This is a genomic window from Telluria beijingensis, from assembly GCF_030770395.1.
Lineage (GTDB): Bacteria > Pseudomonadota > Gammaproteobacteria > Burkholderiales > Burkholderiaceae_D > Telluria > Telluria beijingensis.
In genome coordinates this window covers 5,218,254-5,236,847 of sequence record NZ_CP132480.1, presented here as the reverse complement: position 1 = coordinate 5,236,847, position 18,594 = coordinate 5,218,254, and the positions used below count along the sequence as shown (strand labels likewise).

Sequence of the window (18,594 nt, the reverse complement as noted above, 5' to 3'; positions counted from 1 at the left end):
AATACTGATGGCCCTGAAAGCAGCTTTCTACCGCGGCACCCGTCCCGGCCTGGCCGGCATCTACAACCGCCTGGTGCGCTGGTGGACTCGCAGCGAGTTCTCGCACGTCGAGCTGGTGCTGTCGACCGGCCGCGCCTGGTCGGCGTCGTTCGCTGACGGCGGCGTGCGCAACAAGCTGATCGACGTCGACACCGAGAACTGGGTGCTGATCGACCTGCCGCCCGAACTGGAGCAGGGCGCCGAGTCCTGGTTCAAGGCGCACCGCGGCGCGCCGTACGACCTGCTGGGCAACCTGCAGTTCGTGCTGTCGCCGATCCCGCATAGCCAGCGCCGTTGGTTCTGCTCGGAGGCCGTGGCCGCCGCGCTCGGCATCCCGGACCCCTGGCGGTACTCTCCCGGCACGCTGGCCAGCGCGCTCACCCTCCTGAAACCCGCTTCGGCGGGTTTTGTTTTTCCTGATGCAGCAAAACCATGAAGGCATCCCAAATGAGTGAACCAATTTCCGGCGCCGCCGCCGGCGCAGCAGGATGGAAGCTACTGGGCGGCCTGGCCGGCATCGGCGCGATCGGCGCCGGCCTGGCGTCGGTGGTCGTGATGTGCGCGATGACGCCGCGCAGCCCGCGCGAGTGGGCGGTAGGCCTGATCTCGACCATCATGTTCTCGATCGGCGGCGGCGCGGCCGTGATCCAGCACTACGACCTGCAGGCCTGGGCGCATTCGCCGTTCGGCCTGGTGGCGATGCTGGGCCTGGTGTTCGCCTGTGGCCTGCCGGGCTGGGCCATCGTGCGCTGGCTGTTCAACTACGTCGAGGCGAAGCGCACCGCGACGCTCGCCGACGTGGTGCGTGACGTGCGGGGGCAGCCATGATCGTCGCCGTCGAAACGATCCGTCGGGTGGCGCCGCAATGCGGTTCCAATGCGGCCATCGTCGCCACCGCTCTGGACCCTGCGCTCGAGCGCTTCGGGATCACGACCCGCCGGCGCCTGGCGCACTTCCTCGCCCAAGTGGCGCACGAGAGCGGCGGGTTCGTGCGCAAGCGCGAGAACCTGAACTACACGCCGGCCGCCATCCTGGCGACATTCAACACCCGGGCCGTGACGCGTTTCACGCCGGCGCAGGCCGAGCGCTACGGCCGCACGACGGCGCACGCGGCTGACCAGGTGGCGATCGCCAACATCGCTTACGCCAACCGCATGGGCAACCGCGGCCCGGAGAGCGGCGACGGGTGGCGCACGCGCGGCGCCGGCTGGATGCAGATCACCGGCACCGAGAACCACAACGCCGTCGCCGACTACTTCGGCCTGTCGCGCGACAGCATCGGCGCTTGGCTCTCGACCGACATGGGCGCCGCCCTGGGCGCCGGCTGGTTCTGGCACGTCAACGACCTGAACCGCTTCGCTGACATCGATGACGTCGACGGCGTGTCCGACTGCATCAATATCGGCCGCAAGACCGCGCGCATCGGCGACGCCATCGGCTACATCGAGCGGCGCGCGCTGACCGATCAGGCCATGAGGGCGATTCCATGATCCCGGCGGCATACCGCGCGCTGGCCGCCGGCGTCGCCGCGCTGCTTGCCATGGCGTTTGCCGGTGCCGGAGGCTGGGCCGCCAACGGCTGGCGGCTCGACGCCGCGCACCGCGCCGACATCGCGGCGCGCGACGCCCAGCTGGCGGCCGCTAAGGATCTCGCTCGCCTGCGCGAGCAGGACTGGACCACCCAACGAAATCAGGCCCTCGAAAATGCGAACTCACGTGACCAAATTATCCGCAGCCTGGCTGCTGGCTCTGCCGACGCTTCTTTCGGCCTGCGCGACACCCTTGCCGCCATTGGCCGCGGCGTGCCCGACGCTTCCGTCGAAGCCCTCCGTCACTCAACCACAACCCTTGCAGCCGTACTCCAAAACTGCCAGAGCGAATATCGAGAGCTGGCAGAAAAGGCTGACCGACACGCCAATGACGCGTTAATGCTCGAGCAGGCTTGGCCGGAGTAATCGGTCGCGGCGATGATTAGACCAGTCCCTTCCACGCCCTTGCCCCGAGCCTCTGAGCGATTAACAGTACGATAACAAAGACGCCGTACGTTGCTTTGATAGTTAGATCATCATCTACCTCGAGTGCCTCTCCTACTATCGCTGGGATGGAACATATGCCAAAGAATATTGGCAACCAGAGAATTACGACCAGCACACGCAATACTTTTTCTGCAAAATTTGAGCCGGCAGGGCGGGCAAGAAATAGGATGACTTTGTTACTCGTTCTAGGCTGAACCCCGGAGACAATATCGTTGTGTGAAGCAATCGAAAACCCGAGTATGTAACCTAGCACGGACCCTGCTGCCACAGCGGAAAGCATGACTATTGATGTCACTAGCATAATCATTTTGCAAACATTTGGTTCTGAGCCCGTTTGGGCTTTCTCAAAGGAGCGCTGTTGGCTGAAGGCGAACTTTACAGCTCAGCTTACACGATCACCTCTAGGAATAGAATTGCCGTCGCTCGATAGCGCGCTGGCGGCGCCGTGCCCGCAGATCGAGCGGCCGGCCGCCGACGACTTCGACGCTTGGCAGGCCTGGGCAATCGGGCTGCTACAGCAATACGCCGAGTGCGCAGCGCGGCACGTTAAAACCGTACAGGCTTGGCCGGGCTAGAAATGGGCAGCTAATCAATTCTTCCTGCGGCGTGACAGTGCCAGCCCAGCAATCGCAATACTCAATAGAGCGATGGAGGTAGGCTCTGGTACATCTACAGCCTCGGGAGCAAATTTAAAAACAGCGAAATTCCGAGTTGCAACCCGGCCAAAATCGTCCGATACCATGGCAAGTCCGCCTAGGGAGATAAGGTCATTTCCACCAGTATTTGTAAGAATGGCACTTGTAAAAAACTTCGGATCGGTCGCCAACGTAACGGGAATATATGTCAAGCAGGAAACCATGTTTGTACAGCCGTATGTTAGCTGGGGTTTAGAATTGAATAGTCCAGCCGGAGTGTCGATGAAAACTTGGTCGAGAAGCGCCCGAGCGGCACTGACAGCCTCAACGCTAGTACTAAAGGGAAAAGCTGACTTTATGCAGCCATTAAACGATGCTGCGCAAGTGCCGTCAGTAAACGTTACGTTGTATAACTTTCCACCGACATTAACTCCATTTGCACCGGTGAGAATGCCTTTGCTGTCAACCAACAAGATTGGTGCTGCACTAGCATGCGCAGCGGCGGAAAGGGCAAACGCTGCTATCAGCGTGCGAAAGGTGTTTGCAAATTTCATGGAATCCTAGGTTTTAGAGGTGATTTGCACGGCTGCCGTTGCAGCCCTGTTGAGCCATGCACTTTTGTGGGTGTCCTTCGCAAAAAGCAACAAACATGCCACGTTGAAATTTCTATTGAAATCAACCTGTTGGCATCAGGCAGCGGGCCACATGCTGCTGAAGTGTAAGGATTTCCGACAGTTCTTTCGGAGCGAAGTGTGTTCCGCTCTACGCTAAGACTGTTCGGGCTTGGCCGAAGTAGAGCCGCGCCGCGGGCCGCCCTGGATCAGCACCCGCTGGATAACGGGCAGCGGCGTGCCGCACTCGTGCAGCGAAACCACGCCGGCCGCCATGCCGAAAACGGCAGCGATGTTGACGGCCAGATCGACCTGCACGGCCATGAGACGGTCAGTTCGTTGATCCATGCGGCAAGTATCGCAGAATAGCGCTCAGTAATTACAGTTGAGCAGAAACCTATGCTGGCCGCATCCATGTGCAGCGCTGGCACAACAGTGGTGATTCTGATACTGGTGATATACTGTATAAACGTACAGTATTTCAGCGAGTCAATTATGCTCACAGCCGCCAAGATCAATCCCGAACACCTGCATCCATCCCTGTGGCGTGCATCGCAGCTGGCGCGCAGCTTCGCGCGCTGCGTGAGTACCGGCCATCCGGCGCTCGACAATCAGCTGCCCGGCGGCGGCTGGCCAACGGGATCGATGACCGACCTACACACGCAGCAGCCTGGCGTCGGCGAGCTGCGCCTGCTGGCGCCAGCCCTGTCGGCGGTGGCGGATCGTCAGATCGCATTCCTGCAGCCGCCGCACCCGCCCCAGGCACTGGCGCTGGCCGGAATGGGCATCCCGCCCGAGTCGGCGCTATGGCTGCGCGCCGACCGCACGGCGGATGCGTTGTGGGCGGCCGAGCAGGTTCTGCGCAGCGGGAGCTGCGGCGCGCTGCTGTTCTGGCAGAACCAGGTGCGGCCGGAGAGCCAGCGGCGCTTGACGCTCGCCGCCCAAGAAGGCGAAACGCTCTTTTTCATGCTTCGACCACTCGCCGCCGCGCAAGATCCGTCGCCGGCGCCGCTGCGCCTAGCACTGCGCCCGCGCGCCGGCGGACTCGAGGTGGGGTTTGTGAAACGCCGGGGGCCGCAGCGTGACGAGCCGCTATTCCTGCCAATGCAAATTAACCCAGCGCACCGCATGCAGCCGCGGCACGAAGTGGCGCCCGCACACCGTGTCGCGGAGCCAGCCCTCCATCAGTGATCGACCACGAAAATCGTTTCCGCAACCTCTGGCCCTAACTCGACAAAACAATGGGTTAGGATGGGGTAGAAGTCACATGCTGCGGAAACGATTGTTCGATAAGTCTTTGAGCCAAATAGGGTTTGGCCGTAGTCTTGAAAACTGCCGACGGGGGAACCCGTTCGTGAGTTCGAATCTCACCGCTTCCGCCAAGCATACTGAACAAGAGCCCCAGACGTTGGGGCTTTTTTTCGTCCCGTCCTGAGATAGATGTCGAGCCCTTGCTCAGCACTCGGTCAGTTGAACTCCGGATCGGGCGCGAACCGCTCCGGGCGCGCTGTTGGCTCCCATGGACGCAAACCCTGTTCCCTGGCCAGGCGAATGCGCTGTACCTTCATTGCATCGATCAGGTCCGCAGGAGAACCGGCGGTATCCAGCAGCGGCAGGGTTTGCTCGGCTTCCAGGAAGAACCGCTGGCGCGCATCGGGTCCGGTCGCCAGGAAGGCCTCTTCCCACCACTCGGTGATCCGGTCGCTAGCCCCTTCCAGCGCGGTTTGCGTGACCAGGCGGTTCGACTTCTCGTTGTTGATCCGCCGCGATGCCGGCATCAGGTTCCAGGCATCCCCACAGGGCCAGGCGGCAAAGGGAAAACAGTGGTCGATGTCGTAGTCTTCGCGCAGCCGCTGACCGGACCAGACGCAGTAGATCGATTTGCCCTGGTTGCGAAGCCGCTCTACTGCGGCACGCGCGAAGCTGGTATCGCGTTCGGGGCCCGCCCAGGCGAGCAGCGAATACGCGGTCGAACCCAGTGCCGGACCGAGTTGTCCCGCGTAGGACTCCATCAGCCGCACCCATTCCGCAACGAGGACTGGTTCGACCCACACGCTGTAGTGGCTAAGCGCTTCCCAGATCTGCAGCGGAACGTGGAACTCGCCGAAGCTCCACAGGAAAGGGTCGTCGATCCTCAGGCTTGATGGTGTCGATGTGCGGCGATGGTGCCTGATATGGAAGATGTTCTCGTCGCTCGCCGGCCAGCGCAGGTACTTGACCGGCATTTCGCGAATCAAGCGAGAGATCTCCCACAGGCTGCCATGAAGGTGCCGCGCCGTATCATCATGGAACGCCATCCCTGCGCGCAGGTCCACCGGCCGGATAGGAAGCAAGGCCGTGAAGTTGTTGGTCACGAAACCCGGAGCGTTTCCAGCCCGGTTGGGCGGCATCTGGGGAAGCCCGCCTTCGATGAGCGGCTTGTACATGCGTAGCCAGAACAGTGCCACCAGGCCCATTGGCAGGACGACGGACTCCGACTCATGGCGCACCGCACCAGCCGCGCTATCGGCGATCCTGGCGAGGATGCGCAGCAGCGCGATCTTGTAGGTCGATGACTTCCCATCGGTGAGGATCAAGTGGCGCAGCAGCGGAAGTGCGCCCAGGCCATCATCCGGTAGCCCAAGAACCGCAGTCGTCCACGAAATACCTGGTCGGCCGAGCCTGTCGGGGCTGTCGTCGGCGCGTACCAGCCTGAGGCCGAACTGCTGGGCCATTGTCGTCAGCTCCGGTAGCGTCACCTCGTACATGGCGCGATCGGTATCGGGTGGGCCGATGCGAAGGCTGATCGCGATGCGTCCATTTGGCGATAGCAGCGTTGCCAGCTTTCGCAGGGCACGCTGGCGCGCAGCCGGGGGAACGTGCATCCAGACCGCCGAGAGTAGGATCAGATCGAAGGTCAGTCCCAGCCGGCGTACCTGGGCCAGGTCCGGCAGGCTGTCAGCCACCCAGTGAATGCGTGGTGAAGGATGGCGCTGGCGCGCCAGCGTGCGCATCCCTTCCGAGGGCTCGGCGGCGACAACATCGTATCCTTTGGCCGCAAACCAGGCAGCATCTCTTCCGGAGCCGGCGCCGACGTCCAGAATCGTCGAGCCGGGAGGTGGCAGTAGGTTCAGCAGGGCGGGGTGCACATGCTCGAAGGTCAGCGATTCGTACTGGGATACAAGCTGCTCGGCGTTCTGATCATAGTGAGGAATGGTCTGCACGTGATCTTCGGTATGTTTTGTCGACTCAACAATTGTATGCCGAAGCATGCTGCTGTAGGGCAATCGATCGACTTTGCACCCATATAGAAGTCCCACGGATTCGATGCCTTCAGTCTGCATTCCAAGGAATTCCAAAACAAGAAATGCTGAACAAGATGTCGGCAAATATGAATAACTGCCGACGTTTTGTGTAGAGTGCCTTCATGAATGAACAAGCCGAACGATTTTCAGCGTGAACAGTCGCGCTCAATCCAGCATTGGCAATGCGGCGATTACTCCGTACAATCACCGCATGAACTGCGGCGATTACCCCTATATCTGGCAGATTCCAGATTGGCCGAACTGGCGCTACGACCTGGCGGCACTTGTGTCGCCGCTTGCGCAGGTCAGTCAACGTCAGGGCCTGCTGCTCGGCAGGCTTGCCGATATCGGCCTGGGTTTGCGCAACGAGGCCAGCCTCGCCGCATTGACTGACGACGTGCTCAAGACCAGCGAAATCGAAGGCGAACACCTGAACGTCGCCTCGGTTCGTTCATCCATCGCACGACGCCTGGGTGTCGAGATCGGGTCGTTGGCGCCAGTGGACCGGCACGTTGAAGGTGTTGTCGAGATGGTACTCGATGCGGCCATCAACTGTTCGTCGCCGTTGACGCGAGAGCGCCTGTTCGGCTGGCATGCCGCACTTTTCCCGACTGGCTATTCTGGCCTGAGCAAGATCAGCACCGGCACGTGGCGCGACGATACTTACGGTCCGATGCAAGTCGTGTCCGGCCCCATCGGGCGACAGCGTGTCCACTACGAAGCCCCTCCAGCGCAGCGCCTGGCTAAAGAGATGGAGCGCTTTCTCGCATGGGTCAACGCACAAGCCCAGGCTGAGCCGGCACTGATTCGCGCCGGACTCGGGCATCTTTGGTTTGTGACGATGCATCCCTTCGACGATGGCAATGGCCGTATCGCGCGCGCCATTGGCGATCTGCTGCTGGCGCGCGCCGATGGCAGTCCGCAGCGCTTCTACAGCCTGTCGGCGCAGATCCAGCGCGAGCGCGAGGCGTACTACGACATCCTGGAGCGCACGCAAAAGGCCGACATGAATGTGACGGAATGGCTGCTGTGGTTTCTGCAGACGCTAGGCGAGGCCGTGGACCTGGCCCACCACGCGCTCGATGTCGTGCTGGAAAAGGCCCATTTCTGGCAGCGGGTTTCGGGCGTGGGGCTCAACGAGCGGCAAGTCAAGATCATCAACCGCCTGCTCGATGGCTCCGAGGGCAAGCTCACCACCGGCAAGTGGGCTGCCATCGCAAAATCGTCGACAGATACCGCGCTGCGTGACATCAACGAGCTGGTCGAAATGGGTATCCTGCAGCGGTCCGGTGCAGGCGGGCGCAGTACCAGCTACGACCTGGTGAGACATCAGGCACCCAATGTTTAGTTAATAGAGGCGGTTTCTGCCTGGTCTACTGAAACCGCGAGCTTGACCGAAGTGCCTTTACCGGCACCGCTACTGATTTCCACCCGCCCCCCAATCCGCGCAGCACGCTCCTGCATGCCAACCATGCCCCAGTGCCCATCCCGATATCCGGCCTCGAGCACCGCCGGCGCCATACCCTGGCCATCGTCGGACACGGTCACCACCAGCTCCCGCTTTCCGAACCCTGTCTCCACGACGATGTGCCGGGCCTGCGCATGGGTAAATGCGTTACGAACCGCCTCGCAAACGATCGCGCCCGCTTCCTCGATGGTCCCCTGGTCGACATCGACCATCTTCGCCCTGTCATGCATCTCGAACCGAACATCTGGATACACCGCCCGTAAACCGCTCACGCACTCCTGCACGATCTCGGCCAGCGTGCGACCAGTCCCGGCTCGCAGCGCATGGACCTGCTCCCGCCCTTCATCGATCACGCCTTGGGCCTCGCCAAGAATCGTATTCAGCTCCTGGCGGCTGGCCGCGTTTTCAGGCAATTTGACTTCGAATTTCCTCAACCGCAAAATGAGCAAATAAACAGTCTGCAAGAACGAATCATGCAAGGTCCGTGCAATCCGCTCACGCTCGGCCAGCTTGATCTCGGCGCGCTCGAGAATCCGGCGCCCCAGGTACCGCACCCGCAGCCGATGGAGCACGGCGAGCAGGCCGACCAGCAGCACGACCATCGCCACCTTGAACGGCAGACTCTGGACCAGCGTCGGCGCAATGGTGATCGGCACCGCCGCATCCTCCCCACTCGCCACCCCATCCTCATTGAACGCACGGACGCGCAGCACATAATTCCCCGGAGCGACATTGGTATACGACGTCGTGCGCCGATTGCCGCCGTCGCGCCAGGCAGCGTCGAAGCCGTCGAGCCGGTACTCGAACCGCGTGCGTTCGGGCTGGCGCAACATGGGCGCGGTGAACCGCACCCGGAAGTCCTGCGACCCCGGCGGCAACCGCAGGTTGCCGACCGCGTCGAAGCGCCACGTCTCGGTACTCACATCCAGCACGACCGGCACCGGCGTTGCAGCATTGCGCCGCAAGTCGGCGCTATCCAGCCCGACGATACCCCTGGTCCCCTGGAACCACACCACGCGCCCGTCGGGGCTGAAGGCCGTAGGCGCGCGCCACGCGGCGCTCGAGCGGCCCGGATAGCCATCGATCACCCCGAACGTTTCATGGCGCAGCAGCTCGCCGGGCTGCTCCAGCACGCGCTGCCAATCCGCCGCCGTCACATGCACCACGCCGCCGACACCGTTCAGCCAGCGGTCGCCATTCGCGGTCACGGCCATCCCGGACACGCCGCGCAAGGCATTGGGGTCACGGCTGCGCAAGCGTTGCAGCTTTCCATCCTTGAGGATGGCCAGCCCTTCCGCGCCGCCGATCACCATCGGCTCGCCGTGGAAGATGCCGGTCGTGACGCCCAGCTGCGTCTTGCCATACTGCGTCAGCTTCCCGTCGTCGAAATGGACCAGCTCATTGTCCCCGCGCACCAGCCACAACTGCCCGAGGCCGGCGGCGCGCGAGAAGTGAATCTGGTCCGGCAAGCCAAGCTGCCGGCCGGCGTGCCATTTTCCATTTGCCCAGGCAATCGGGCCGGTATCGAAGGCCGCGGTCCAGATTCGCTTGCCATCGTCGAGCAGGCCCAGCAGCTTGCGGTCGACCGGCTTGCCATCCCGCCCCGGCGGCAGCGGGATCGTCTCGACGGCCTCGCCACGCACGCGGGTGATCGTGCGCGCGTTGCCCTTGATGAGCGCGCCGTCGCGGCCGCTGGTGATGATGTATGTCGGCTCACCCGGCACGGCAACCGGCACGCCGTCGGCCCCCAGCCGCCACAGCGTCCCGCTCGCGTTCTCGGCGACCCAGAACTGGCGATCGCCGCTCTGCGCCACCGTATAGAAATACTCCGTCAGGTCGAGTTTCGGCGCCGGCACCAGGAAGCGCTTCGGCCGGAACTGGTTCAAGGTGCCATTCGCATACACCCAGAGATTGCGCTCCCGGTCTTCCAGGATGACGGGGAACTCCTTGCCTTGCGCGCCTTCATCGCTGGCTACCCGTTCATCGGCGGCGCGCCTCGGATCGATGACGCCCGGGTATTGGGTGACATCGTGGACCAGGCAAGCGGTGTCGGGGCAGCCAAGCGCCCACAGCGTGCCGTCGGAGGCGAACTGGCCAGCCACGCGCGAGACCACGGCGCCCGCGCGCGCCGGCCTCGGCTTGCCGGACAGGGATGGCGCAAGGCGCGTTGCCGGCCCGCCATTGCGGCCGATCACCCATACATCGCCATTGGGCGCGAGCGCCAGGCCGCCGCCCTGGTTCGACACCCGGTCGAAACGGCCGCGCGCGCGGTCCAGCCGCCAGGCGCCGCTCGGCGCCGCGACCCACAGCCGACCGTCCTGGTCGAGCAGCATGCTGAACAAGCCACCATCGAGCCAGATCGGATCGTTGTCGACGGTCGCCCAGCGGCCATCCGCAAAACGGTGGATGCCATGGCCGATGGTCCACAGGCTGCCGTCATGGTCGAGAACCATGACGGTCGGAGGCATCTTCCGGAACGACTCGGGCCGCGGCAGCACGGTGAAGCGCCCGTCGCGGCCGATGACCGCCACGTCGTGCGGGAAATAGGAGACATACAGGTCGCCGTTGTCCGCGGCGTGCAGCTCGACGATGCGCGCGTGCATGAGGTCGGGCCGGCCGGCAGGCAGATAGGGTTCGAAATTGACGCCGTCGAAGCGGAACAGCCCATCGTCGCTCCCGACCCAGAGCCAGCCATCGGTGGTCTGGGCCAGTCCCGTGATATTGCTCGGCGCCCCCTGTCCCTGGGTCCAGGCGATACGCTGGTAGTCCTTCAGTCCGCGGGCGGCCGCGGGTGCGCATAGAAAGGCTGCGGCGGCCATCAGGGCCGGTAGCAGGCGGAGCAGGGCTGTGAGCGACACCATCGATAGCGTCCCTTCGATCAACGAGAGCGAAACCGTCCTGCTGAAAATCTGCAGTTACCAAATTATGTGCCAAAGAGACATGTTGTAGAAGTTTACTTTTTGAAAAAAATGGCGGCCTGCAGCGTTATGGGTACGCAAGCGACTCAGCCGAGCACGCGAACGACCCGTCACATAAAAAGGATCAACATGAATACCATCGAAGGCAACCTGACGTTGCTGGGCAATGCCACCATCCAGAACAAGCTGACCACGTACACGGTCGTGGAAATTGGCGACCGGATCCTGCAAAAGATCGCGGTGCCAAGTTCGCTGGATAACTTCATGTCGCGGGCCCTGAACCAGAACGGCACGACCAAATTGTTCATGCAGGGCAGGCTGGTGTGCGGAATACAGACGCCTGACGGCAAAATCTATTGCTACAACGCGCGCCCGGTGGTCGGCGCAATCCTGTGCCTGCTCGGTGTGCCGCTGATCCCCTTCTTCGGCCTCGGCCTGTTGGTCATCTGGCAAGGCGTCGGGGAGTTGCGCAATGCATCGGTCACTGGCCGGCTGAAGGCGATGGGCGCGACGCCGATCGCCTTCTAGTTCCACGCATCGGCCAAGGCGCCTCAGCGCGCCTTTTGTGCGGCGTCGATCTCGGTGCCCCACGGATCCTTTAGCGCCACCGGCTTGCCGCCAGCCGCAAAATCCATGAGCTGGTCAGTCGAGCGCGCATAACGCGGCCACGCCGGCAGTCCCGCGCCATTCGGATCGCCGCGCTTGGCGAAGTTCACCATATACGTCGCCATCGCCTTGCCCATGGCGACGTCCCTGGCGCTCGCCGCCGCGCCATACTTGACCGCCACCGTATCGAAGAAATAGGGGATGTCGGTCGCATGCCCCGCGCCGGCGCCCGGCTTGGCGATCGAATCGGCCACGTACGAAAAGCGATAGGCATACACCGGCACGCCATGGTCGGCCAGGGTCGCCGCCAGGCTGCGCGCGCCGGCGACCATATACCCGGTGTTGCCGCCGATGTCGGCGCTGGTGGCGCCGATCATCACCGGCACCCGGTGCATGCGGCCGGCGCCGAACGCGGCGCCGGAGTCGATCGCCACCTTGCCGTCGACGAAAGGCCCGTGGTAGGTCGCGGCCGCCGCCGGCTGCCTGAAGGTGGCCAGGTTCATGCCGTCCACCACCTGTTCGGCCGGCAGTGCGCGCAGCTTGTCGAGCGCCTGGGGATCGTCGTGGGCAATGCCCTTGCCGGTCGCGAAGGCCTGGCCGATTTTCTCGACGTCCGCCAGCGACGTCGGCGCGGTGCCGCCGTCGCCGCCCGACATGACGACCGCTTTCGCGAACAGGCCCGCGCTCATGGGTGAGGTCAAGAGGGCATTGACCGACATGCCGCCAGCCGATTCGCCGGTAATGGTGACGTTGGCCGGATCGCCGCCGAAGGCCGCGGCATTGCGCTTGATCCACTGCAGCGCCGCGACCTGGTCCATGAATCCGTAATTGCCGAGCGGCTCGCCGGCGCCGGCTTCGCGCGTCAGTTGCGGATGGGCGAAGAAGCCGAAGCGGCCGATCCGGTAATTGAAACTGATGACGACCACGCCCTGTTTCGCCAGTTCGGCGCCGGAATAGGTCGGCGGCGACGAACCGCCATTGACGAAGCCGCCACCATAGATCCAGACCAGCACCGGGAGCCTGGCGCCAGCGTCGGCCGGCTTCCAGACATTCAGGTACAAGCAGTCTTCGTCGGGCTGGGTGCCGAGCGGCGCAGCGTCGCTGGGGAAGGGCAGTTGCATGCAGTCAGGTGCGTAGGCCGTGGCCTGGCGCACGCCGCTCCAAAGCGCCACGGCTTGCGGCGCACGCCAGCGCAGGGCGCCCACCGGCGGGGCGGCGAACGGGATGCCCTTCCAGCTTGCGATGCCTCCGTCGACCTTGCCCTCCACTTTCCCACTGTCGATTGTCGCCAACGGGCCGGCGGCTGCCGCCAGGGCGGGCGGCAATACCAGGGTAGATGTGGCGAATAGCACAGCAAGAAAACGGGAATATGGCATCAGAGTCTCCTGTCGATGGTGGGTCATATATGTGACATTGAGAAATGTCTTATTTCGATTTCCGATTTTACCGGAATGGATATACTACGGTTGTAGCCAATCGATACAATTTTTTGCTAAAAGAAATACGACAAGGTGTCTGGCTTGCGCTAGAGTGTTGCATTCTGTCCAAAATAAGCGTCGCTATCAAGATTTCTTTGATGCACTTTTTTGCTGATCGATATGACCACGGGTTTCGGGAGTATCATGACCGGCAATTAATTTTCTGAACAATTCCATGCAAGGACTGCTCTGCAAATTTCGCCTGTCGACGTTGATGACGCTTGCCGTCTGCATTGCGGTCGCCCTCACCGTCGCCTTGCAACTGGCCGTCGTGAACCATTTTGCCGTGCGCCAGGCCAATGTTGAGGCCGAACTGCGGTTGCAGCAGCTGTCGTGGCAGATGCGCGACGCGCTCAACCGCGTGGTGGAACAGGCCACCGGCGACGCGCGCCTGCTGGCCGCCCTGCCATCGGTGCGCCAGGCATCCGACCCGGCCACCGCACGCGCGGCGCTCGAAACCCTGCAGCAGACCTTCCCCGATTATGCCTGGATCGGCCTGGCCGATACCCGGGGCAGGGTGGTTGCTTCCACCATGGGCCTGCTGGAAGGGAATGACGTCAGCGTCCGTCCCTGGTTCCAGGTCGGCCTGGACGGCGTGCGCGCCACCGATTACCACCCGGCACTGCTGCTCGAGAAGCTGATGCCCCAGCGCGCCGACCCCTGGCGCTTCGTCGACGTGTCGACGCCCGTGTTCAACCAGCAGGGCGAACTGTTCGCCGTGCTGGGCCTGCACCTGAGCTGGGAATGGGCGCGGCGCCAGGCGCGCATGCTGCTGACGCCGGCGCTGCGCGAATACGGTGCCGAGATCCTCGTGGTCCGCGACGACGGCACTGTCCTGCTCGGTCCGCAGGAGCTGGTCGAGCAGAAGATCGACACCGACAGCCTGCGCCGCGCGCGGCTCGGCGACACCGGCGCATTGCGCGAGGAATGGCCCGGCGGTCGTGCCTATCTCACCGGCTTCAGCCAGACCGGCCAGGCCGGCAATGCGGCGACGCTGCGCTGGTCGGTCCTGGTGCGCCAGGATGAAGAAAAAGCCTTGCAGGGCGCCACCGAGCTGAAACGCCGGATGCTGGGCTGGAGCGTGCTGCTGGGCGGTGTGCTGACGATCGTCGCCGCGCTGCTGGCGCGGCGCCTGGCGCAGCCGATGACCCAGCTGGGGCAGGCCATCGAGCGCGTGACCGAAGCCACGGCCAGGGAAAAGGATTTGCCGTCGATTCCGCAAATCCATGGCTTCCATGAAGCGAACGTGCTGTCGAGCACGATGCGCGACCTGGTCGACAGCGAGGCGCGCTATCGGCGTGCGCTGCTGCAGATGAACGAACACCTCGAGTCGGCGGTGGCCGAACGCACCGCCGAACTCAATGCGCTGCTGCTGCGCGACGTGCTGACCGGCTTGCCGAACCGGCGTGCGCTGATGGAGACCTTGCCCGAAGCCATGGGCCGTGTCGGCCGCAGCAATATGCCGGCAGCGCTGCTGTTTATCGACATGGACGGCTTCAAGGCGGTCAACGACAGCCATGGCCACGAAGAGGGCGACGAATTGCTGCGCCAGTTCGGTGCGCGCCTGGCGAGCTGCGTGCGCAAGACCGATATGGTGGCGCGGCTGGCCGGCGACGAGTTCGTGGTGGTGCTGGAGATGCTGGCAAGTGCGGGCGACGCCGAGGACACCGCGCGCAAGCTGCTCGCCTGCGTGCGCGAGCCCTATACGCTGCGCAGTACCGTCGTCACGGTCGGCGCCAGCATCGGCGTGGCGTTGTTCGCGCCGGGCGACCAGCCCGACCTGGACGCCTGGCTGGCGCGCGCCGACCATGCCATGTACGCCGCCAAGCGTGGCGGCAAGAATGCCGTCAGGCTGGCCGCGGTGCCGGCCTGGCATGCGTCCGCAACCGGCACCGCTTCCTGAACCACCGTTCCTGTTCTTTATCATGACCCAAATCAGCCAGATCATCGCCACCATCAAGCGCCAGCTCAAGCTGCAAGGCCTGACCTACCGCGACGTCGCCGTCGCGCTCGACCTGTCCGAGCCGAGCATCAAGCGCCTGTTCGCCAGCGAGCAGTTCACGCTCGAACGCATCGTGGAAATCTGCAGCCTGCTCGGCTTCACGCTGGCCGAGATCGCACAGGAAGCCCAGAACGGACAACGCCGCCTGCGCACCCTCAGTGCCGAGCAGGAAGCCGAACTGGTGCAGGACGACAAGCTGCTGCTGGTGGCGGTGTGCGCGCTGAACCACTGGCGCATGCTCGACATGCTCAATGTGTACCGGCTGAGCGAATCCGAGTGCCTGCAATACCTGCTGCGCCTGGACCGCCTGCAACTGATCACCCTGCTGCCGGGCAACCGGATCCGGGTCAATGTGGCGCGCGACTTCGACTGGCTGGCCGACGGTCCGATCCGCCGCTACTTCGACGAGCAGGGCATGCCCGAGTTCGTCGCCGGCGGTTTCGACGGCGCCGGCGAGTCGCTCGATTTCGTGCACGGCATGCTTACCGAAAGCGCGCGCGCCAAGCTGCAGCACGAGCTGCGCCTGATGCGCGCCCGCTTCGCCCAGCTGCACGAGGAGAGCCTGGCGGCGCCCCTGGCGCAACGGCGCGGCAGCGGCCTGCTGCTGGCGCTGCGCGAGTGGGAGCCGGCGGCCTTTGCCGGCCTGCGCCGCTAGCGGTCTCTTATTTCGACTTTTGTCGTAAAGATTGCCCTAGCTCACTGTTTCGGTGTACGGTACAAACAGTGCGGAAGATCAAACAAAGCGAGTTGATGCGATGCGCAAGCGCATGATCGTGCTGAAACTACCGGTTATGTGAGGTATTAGACAGATCAGGCTGCCATAACAGGCGGATAGTAGGTGTCAGGGAGAGATTGACGCCATGAGAATGTCCATCGTCGCATTGGCCGTACTCGGAGGGAGTGCGGCATGCGCTTCGGCGCAGAACGAGCCGACGCCCTCGCATGGAGAGGGCGCCGCGGCAATCCAGGAAGCGGTCTGCGGGCCGGACTGCCTGGCCGAGTTGCAGCTGGCCGCCCGTTCGGAGGCGGTGCCGGCGGCATCCTCGATCTTCACGCTCGAGACCGCTGCCGAGATCGAGCGCCAGCAGGAGCGCGCGCTGCAGGGCGGCATGACCGCCGGACGCCAGTACAACGTCGACTACACCACCTTGAACGAGGTTGGCGACCCGTTCAGTGGCGGCCTGTCGGCCCAGGCCGCGCCGCGCGGCATGCGCGCCGACGATACCGAAGGCTTCGAGGGCCGCTACGCCAACTTCAGCGCCGGCGGCAAGTGGCGCAAGGGCGATGTCGACGGTTCGCAGTCGGGCCGCGCCTGGGGCATGACGGTCGGCGTCAACCTCGGTCCGTTGAACATCCGCGCCGCCCACCAGAACCGCAACGTGGCCAAGGTCACGCGCTACAACGAGGTCGACATCACCATGGCGGCCCGCAATTCCATCGTCGCCGCGAATATGCGCTTCGGCTGGGGCACGGCCTATGCTGCCTACAGCGCCAATCGGGGCTGGGGCAATTCGCCGCTGTTCAATCCGGACAATCCCTATGGCGCCAGCGTCGCCGCCACGCGCTCGACCGACAGCCGCGACGTGCTGATGGGCGTGGCGGTGCCGATGTCGCGCCAGACCACGCTGCTGGCCTCCTATGTGCGCCGCAACGACCGCGACCCGGCCAACAACGATGCGCGCCAGCTCGCCGTCGGCGCCAGCTACGCGGTGTCGCGCCGCATGGATTTCTATGCCGCCTACTCGCGCATCCAGCACCTGGCCGGGGTGCACGTGGGCGTCAAGCCGGGCAACGGTTCCTCGCTCAACGTGGGGATGCGGCGCGCGTTCTGAGTCGCGCCGCCGTGCCGTGCGCTGCGACAGGGCGCGGCGAAATTCAGTACGCTGTCTCCATGGTTCATCAACTATTGAGGAGGCACTATGACTGGCACCAGCACACTCGACCCGGACAACTTCCCGGACCGCCCTGACCGCAGCCTGGGCAAGGGCCATGGCATCGACGCGCTCGGCCCGAGCGATATTTCGGACACCGGCAGCGACGTGGTCGGCGGCCCTGGCTTCGCCAATCTCGACCCCGACCAGGTGCTCGATTTCGACGAAGGCACGACCTCCGATCTGGAACCCGGCCATGCCGGCGACACTGCCGGTCCCGACGTCGGCGACGCCGATTTCTCGGGCGACAGCGATATGGGCGGCACCGGCGAACGCGCCGCGGCCGGCCGCGATGCCGTCGCCAGGGATGGCGCCGACATCGATACCGACCGCATCGAATCCATCCCCGACCTGCCGCTGACCGAGGAGGATACCGACTTCTTAACGAGCCGTCCGCCGACTGAGGGCGAAGGCCGCTAGCAGGGCGCCGCCGCCCAGCAGCGCGGTGGTGATCTGCTTCGAGCGCAGCTGGGCCGCCGTGTACGGGCTGCGCTCATGCACGCGGTGCGGCGAGCCCTGGCGCTCGCGCAGTTCGCGCGTGTGGTCCGGCTTGTGCAGGGCGTCGCGGCGGCCCGGATCGGCCGGGGCGTCCGCCTTTTGGCCCTTGAACATGGTCGCCGTCACGTACTTGTCGAAGGCGCGCGGCAGGAAGCGGGCGCCCGCCGAATTCATTCTTGCCGCGCCGCCGACGAACACGTCGCGCTTCGGATGCTGGGCCGCGTACAGGATCGCGTCGGCCACCAGTTCGGGCGCATACACCGGCGCCGGCAGCTTCGGCTCCTTCTCCATATAGTTCTTGGCGTGCACCGCGAACATCGTGTCGATCCCGGACGGCTTGACCAGGGTGATCGACATCGGCGCGTTTTCCTTTTCCAGCTCCATGCGCAGCGAATCGGTGAAGCCCTTTACGGCGTGCTTGGACGCCGCATACATGCCCTGCAGCGGGATGCCGTGGTCCGACAGCTCGCTGCCGACGTTGATCAGGGCGCCGCCGCCGCGCAGCTTCATGCGCTTGACCGCTTCCAGCGAGCCGTTCACGACGCCCCAGAAATTGGTCTGGAACAGGCGGTGGTGGTCTGCGGGCGAGATGTCTTCGATGCGGCCGAAGATCGAGATGCCGGCATTGTTGACCCAGGTGTCGATGCGGCCGAAGCGGTCGATGGCGGCCTCGCCGATGCGCTCGACGTCGTCGATCTTGCCGACGTCGGCGGTGACGGTGACGACCTCAGTGCCGCGAGCGCGCAGCTCATGGGCGAGTTCGTCGAGCGCATCGTCGGCGCGCGCCGCCAGCACCAGCCGGGCGCCGCGTTCGGCGGCCATGCGTGCGGTCGACAGGCCGATGCCGCTGGTGGCGCCGGTGATGACGATGACTTGCTCGTTGATCCTGCGGAGTTTGACTGACATTGCGTGATCCTTTCCGTGTTGCATGGTGTACGGGGAAGGACCGCCGCGTTCGCGAATGCGAAAGGCGGCAGGCCACGTTAGTGAATTGTTCACTTCGTGACCGAGTTTGCTATTTCAAGGGATTGTTTGTCGCGCGGGAGAGTCGAGGCGCCACTGATGGCCCGCAACGCAAAACGTCGTTCC

At 64.0% G+C, this 18,594-nt stretch carries 17 protein-coding genes; 11 read left to right on the top strand and 6 right to left on the bottom strand.

Annotation, left to right across the window (positions count from 1 at the left end; genetic code table 11):
* Positions 1-7: 7 nt before the first annotated feature.
* The 4 genes from Q9246_RS22935 to Q9246_RS22920 are packed head-to-tail and all read left to right on the top strand — an operon-like array spanning position 8 to position 1,993.
* Complete coding sequence (locus tag Q9246_RS22935) at positions 8-475, top strand: hypothetical protein (RefSeq protein ID WP_306393330.1); 468 nt, start codon at positions 8-10, stop codon at positions 473-475.
* Positions 476-486: 11 nt separating this feature from the next.
* Positions 487-867 (top strand): hypothetical protein, encoded by a 381-nt coding sequence (locus tag Q9246_RS22930; protein WP_306393328.1) that lies wholly within the window; start codon positions 487-489, stop codon positions 865-867.
* Positions 864-1,529 (top strand): glycoside hydrolase family 19 protein, encoded by a 666-nt coding sequence (locus tag Q9246_RS22925; protein ID WP_306393327.1) that lies wholly within the window; start codon positions 864-866, stop codon positions 1,527-1,529. Before Q9246_RS22930 ends, Q9246_RS22925 begins: the two co-directional genes overlap by 4 nt.
* Positions 1,526-1,993: a hypothetical protein gene (locus Q9246_RS22920; RefSeq protein ID WP_306393326.1), complete on the top strand. Its 468-nt coding sequence runs from the start codon at positions 1,526-1,528 to the stop codon at positions 1,991-1,993. The genes Q9246_RS22925 and Q9246_RS22920 overlap by 4 nt, the downstream gene beginning before the upstream one ends.
* 670 nt (positions 1,994-2,663) lie before the next feature.
* Here Q9246_RS22920 and Q9246_RS22915 read toward each other — a convergent pair.
* Entirely contained in the window at positions 2,664-3,263 is a 600-nt protein-coding gene (locus tag Q9246_RS22915; protein WP_306393325.1) for a PEP-CTERM sorting domain-containing protein, read from the bottom strand.
* 213 nt (positions 3,264-3,476) lie between these two features.
* Positions 3,477-3,644 carry a hypothetical protein gene (locus Q9246_RS22910; RefSeq protein WP_306393323.1) on the bottom strand — a complete coding sequence of 56 codons (168 nt, stop codon included), beginning with the start codon at positions 3,642-3,644 and terminating at the stop codon, positions 3,477-3,479.
* Positions 3,645-3,815: 171 nt separating this feature from the next.
* On the opposite strand from Q9246_RS22910, the gene imuA reads away from it, so the two are divergent.
* On the top strand, positions 3,816-4,511 hold the full coding sequence (imuA, locus tag Q9246_RS22905; RefSeq protein ID WP_306398244.1) for a translesion DNA synthesis-associated protein ImuA: 696 nt from the start codon (positions 3,816-3,818) through the stop codon (positions 4,509-4,511).
* 275 nt (positions 4,512-4,786) lie between these two features.
* Here the strand turns inward: imuA and Q9246_RS22900 are convergent, their stop codons facing one another.
* Positions 4,787-6,523, bottom strand: a complete 1,737-nt coding sequence (locus Q9246_RS22900; RefSeq protein WP_306393322.1) for a class I SAM-dependent methyltransferase — start codon at positions 6,521-6,523, stop codon at positions 4,787-4,789.
* 292 nt (positions 6,524-6,815) lie between these two features.
* Here Q9246_RS22900 and Q9246_RS22895 point away from each other — a divergent pair, with 292 nt between their 5' ends.
* Entirely contained in the window at positions 6,816-7,952 is a 1,137-nt protein-coding gene (locus Q9246_RS22895) for a Fic family protein (RefSeq protein ID WP_306398243.1), read from the top strand.
* On the opposite strand, the gene Q9246_RS22890 is transcribed toward Q9246_RS22895, so the two are convergent.
* On the bottom strand, positions 7,949-10,933 hold the full coding sequence (locus tag Q9246_RS22890) for a sensor histidine kinase (RefSeq protein ID WP_306393320.1): 2,985 nt from the start codon (positions 10,931-10,933) through the stop codon (positions 7,949-7,951). The two genes, Q9246_RS22895 and Q9246_RS22890, sit on opposite strands and share 4 nt — an antisense overlap.
* A 186-nt stretch (positions 10,934-11,119) precedes the next feature.
* On the opposite strand from Q9246_RS22890, the gene Q9246_RS22885 reads away from it, so the two are divergent.
* Positions 11,120-11,518, top strand: a complete 399-nt coding sequence (locus tag Q9246_RS22885; protein WP_306393319.1) for a hypothetical protein — start codon at positions 11,120-11,122, stop codon at positions 11,516-11,518.
* Positions 11,519-11,541: 23 nt separating this feature from the next.
* On the opposite strand, the gene Q9246_RS22880 is transcribed toward Q9246_RS22885, so the two are convergent.
* Entirely contained in the window at positions 11,542-12,972 is a 1,431-nt protein-coding gene (locus tag Q9246_RS22880) for a carboxylesterase/lipase family protein (RefSeq protein WP_306393317.1), read from the bottom strand.
* A gap of 277 nt (positions 12,973-13,249) precedes the next feature.
* Between Q9246_RS22880 and Q9246_RS22875 the strand changes: the two genes are divergently transcribed.
* The 4 genes from Q9246_RS22875 (at position 13,250) to Q9246_RS22860 (ending at position 17,427) form a co-directional block, all read left to right on the top strand.
* Positions 13,250-14,977 (top strand): sensor domain-containing diguanylate cyclase, encoded by a 1,728-nt coding sequence (locus tag Q9246_RS22875; protein ID WP_306393315.1) that lies wholly within the window; start codon positions 13,250-13,252, stop codon positions 14,975-14,977.
* 22 nt (positions 14,978-14,999) lie between these two features.
* The gene (locus Q9246_RS22870; protein ID WP_306393314.1) at positions 15,000-15,731 is read left to right on the top strand and encodes a helix-turn-helix domain-containing protein; all 732 of its coding nucleotides are present in this window, start codon (positions 15,000-15,002) and stop codon (positions 15,729-15,731) included.
* A 205-nt stretch (positions 15,732-15,936) separates the two neighbouring features.
* Positions 15,937-16,908 (top strand): porin, encoded by a 972-nt coding sequence (locus Q9246_RS22865; protein WP_306393312.1) that lies wholly within the window; start codon positions 15,937-15,939, stop codon positions 16,906-16,908.
* Positions 16,909-16,995: 87 nt separating this feature from the next.
* On the top strand, positions 16,996-17,427 hold the full coding sequence (locus Q9246_RS22860; RefSeq protein WP_306393311.1) for a hypothetical protein: 432 nt from the start codon (positions 16,996-16,998) through the stop codon (positions 17,425-17,427).
* Here Q9246_RS22860 and Q9246_RS22855 read toward each other — a convergent pair.
* A complete protein-coding gene (locus tag Q9246_RS22855) occupies positions 17,389-18,411 on the bottom strand; it encodes an SDR family oxidoreductase (RefSeq protein WP_306393310.1) in 1,023 nt (340 codons plus the stop codon). The two genes, Q9246_RS22860 and Q9246_RS22855, sit on opposite strands and share 39 nt — an antisense overlap.
* Positions 18,412-18,594: the final 183 nt, after the last annotated feature.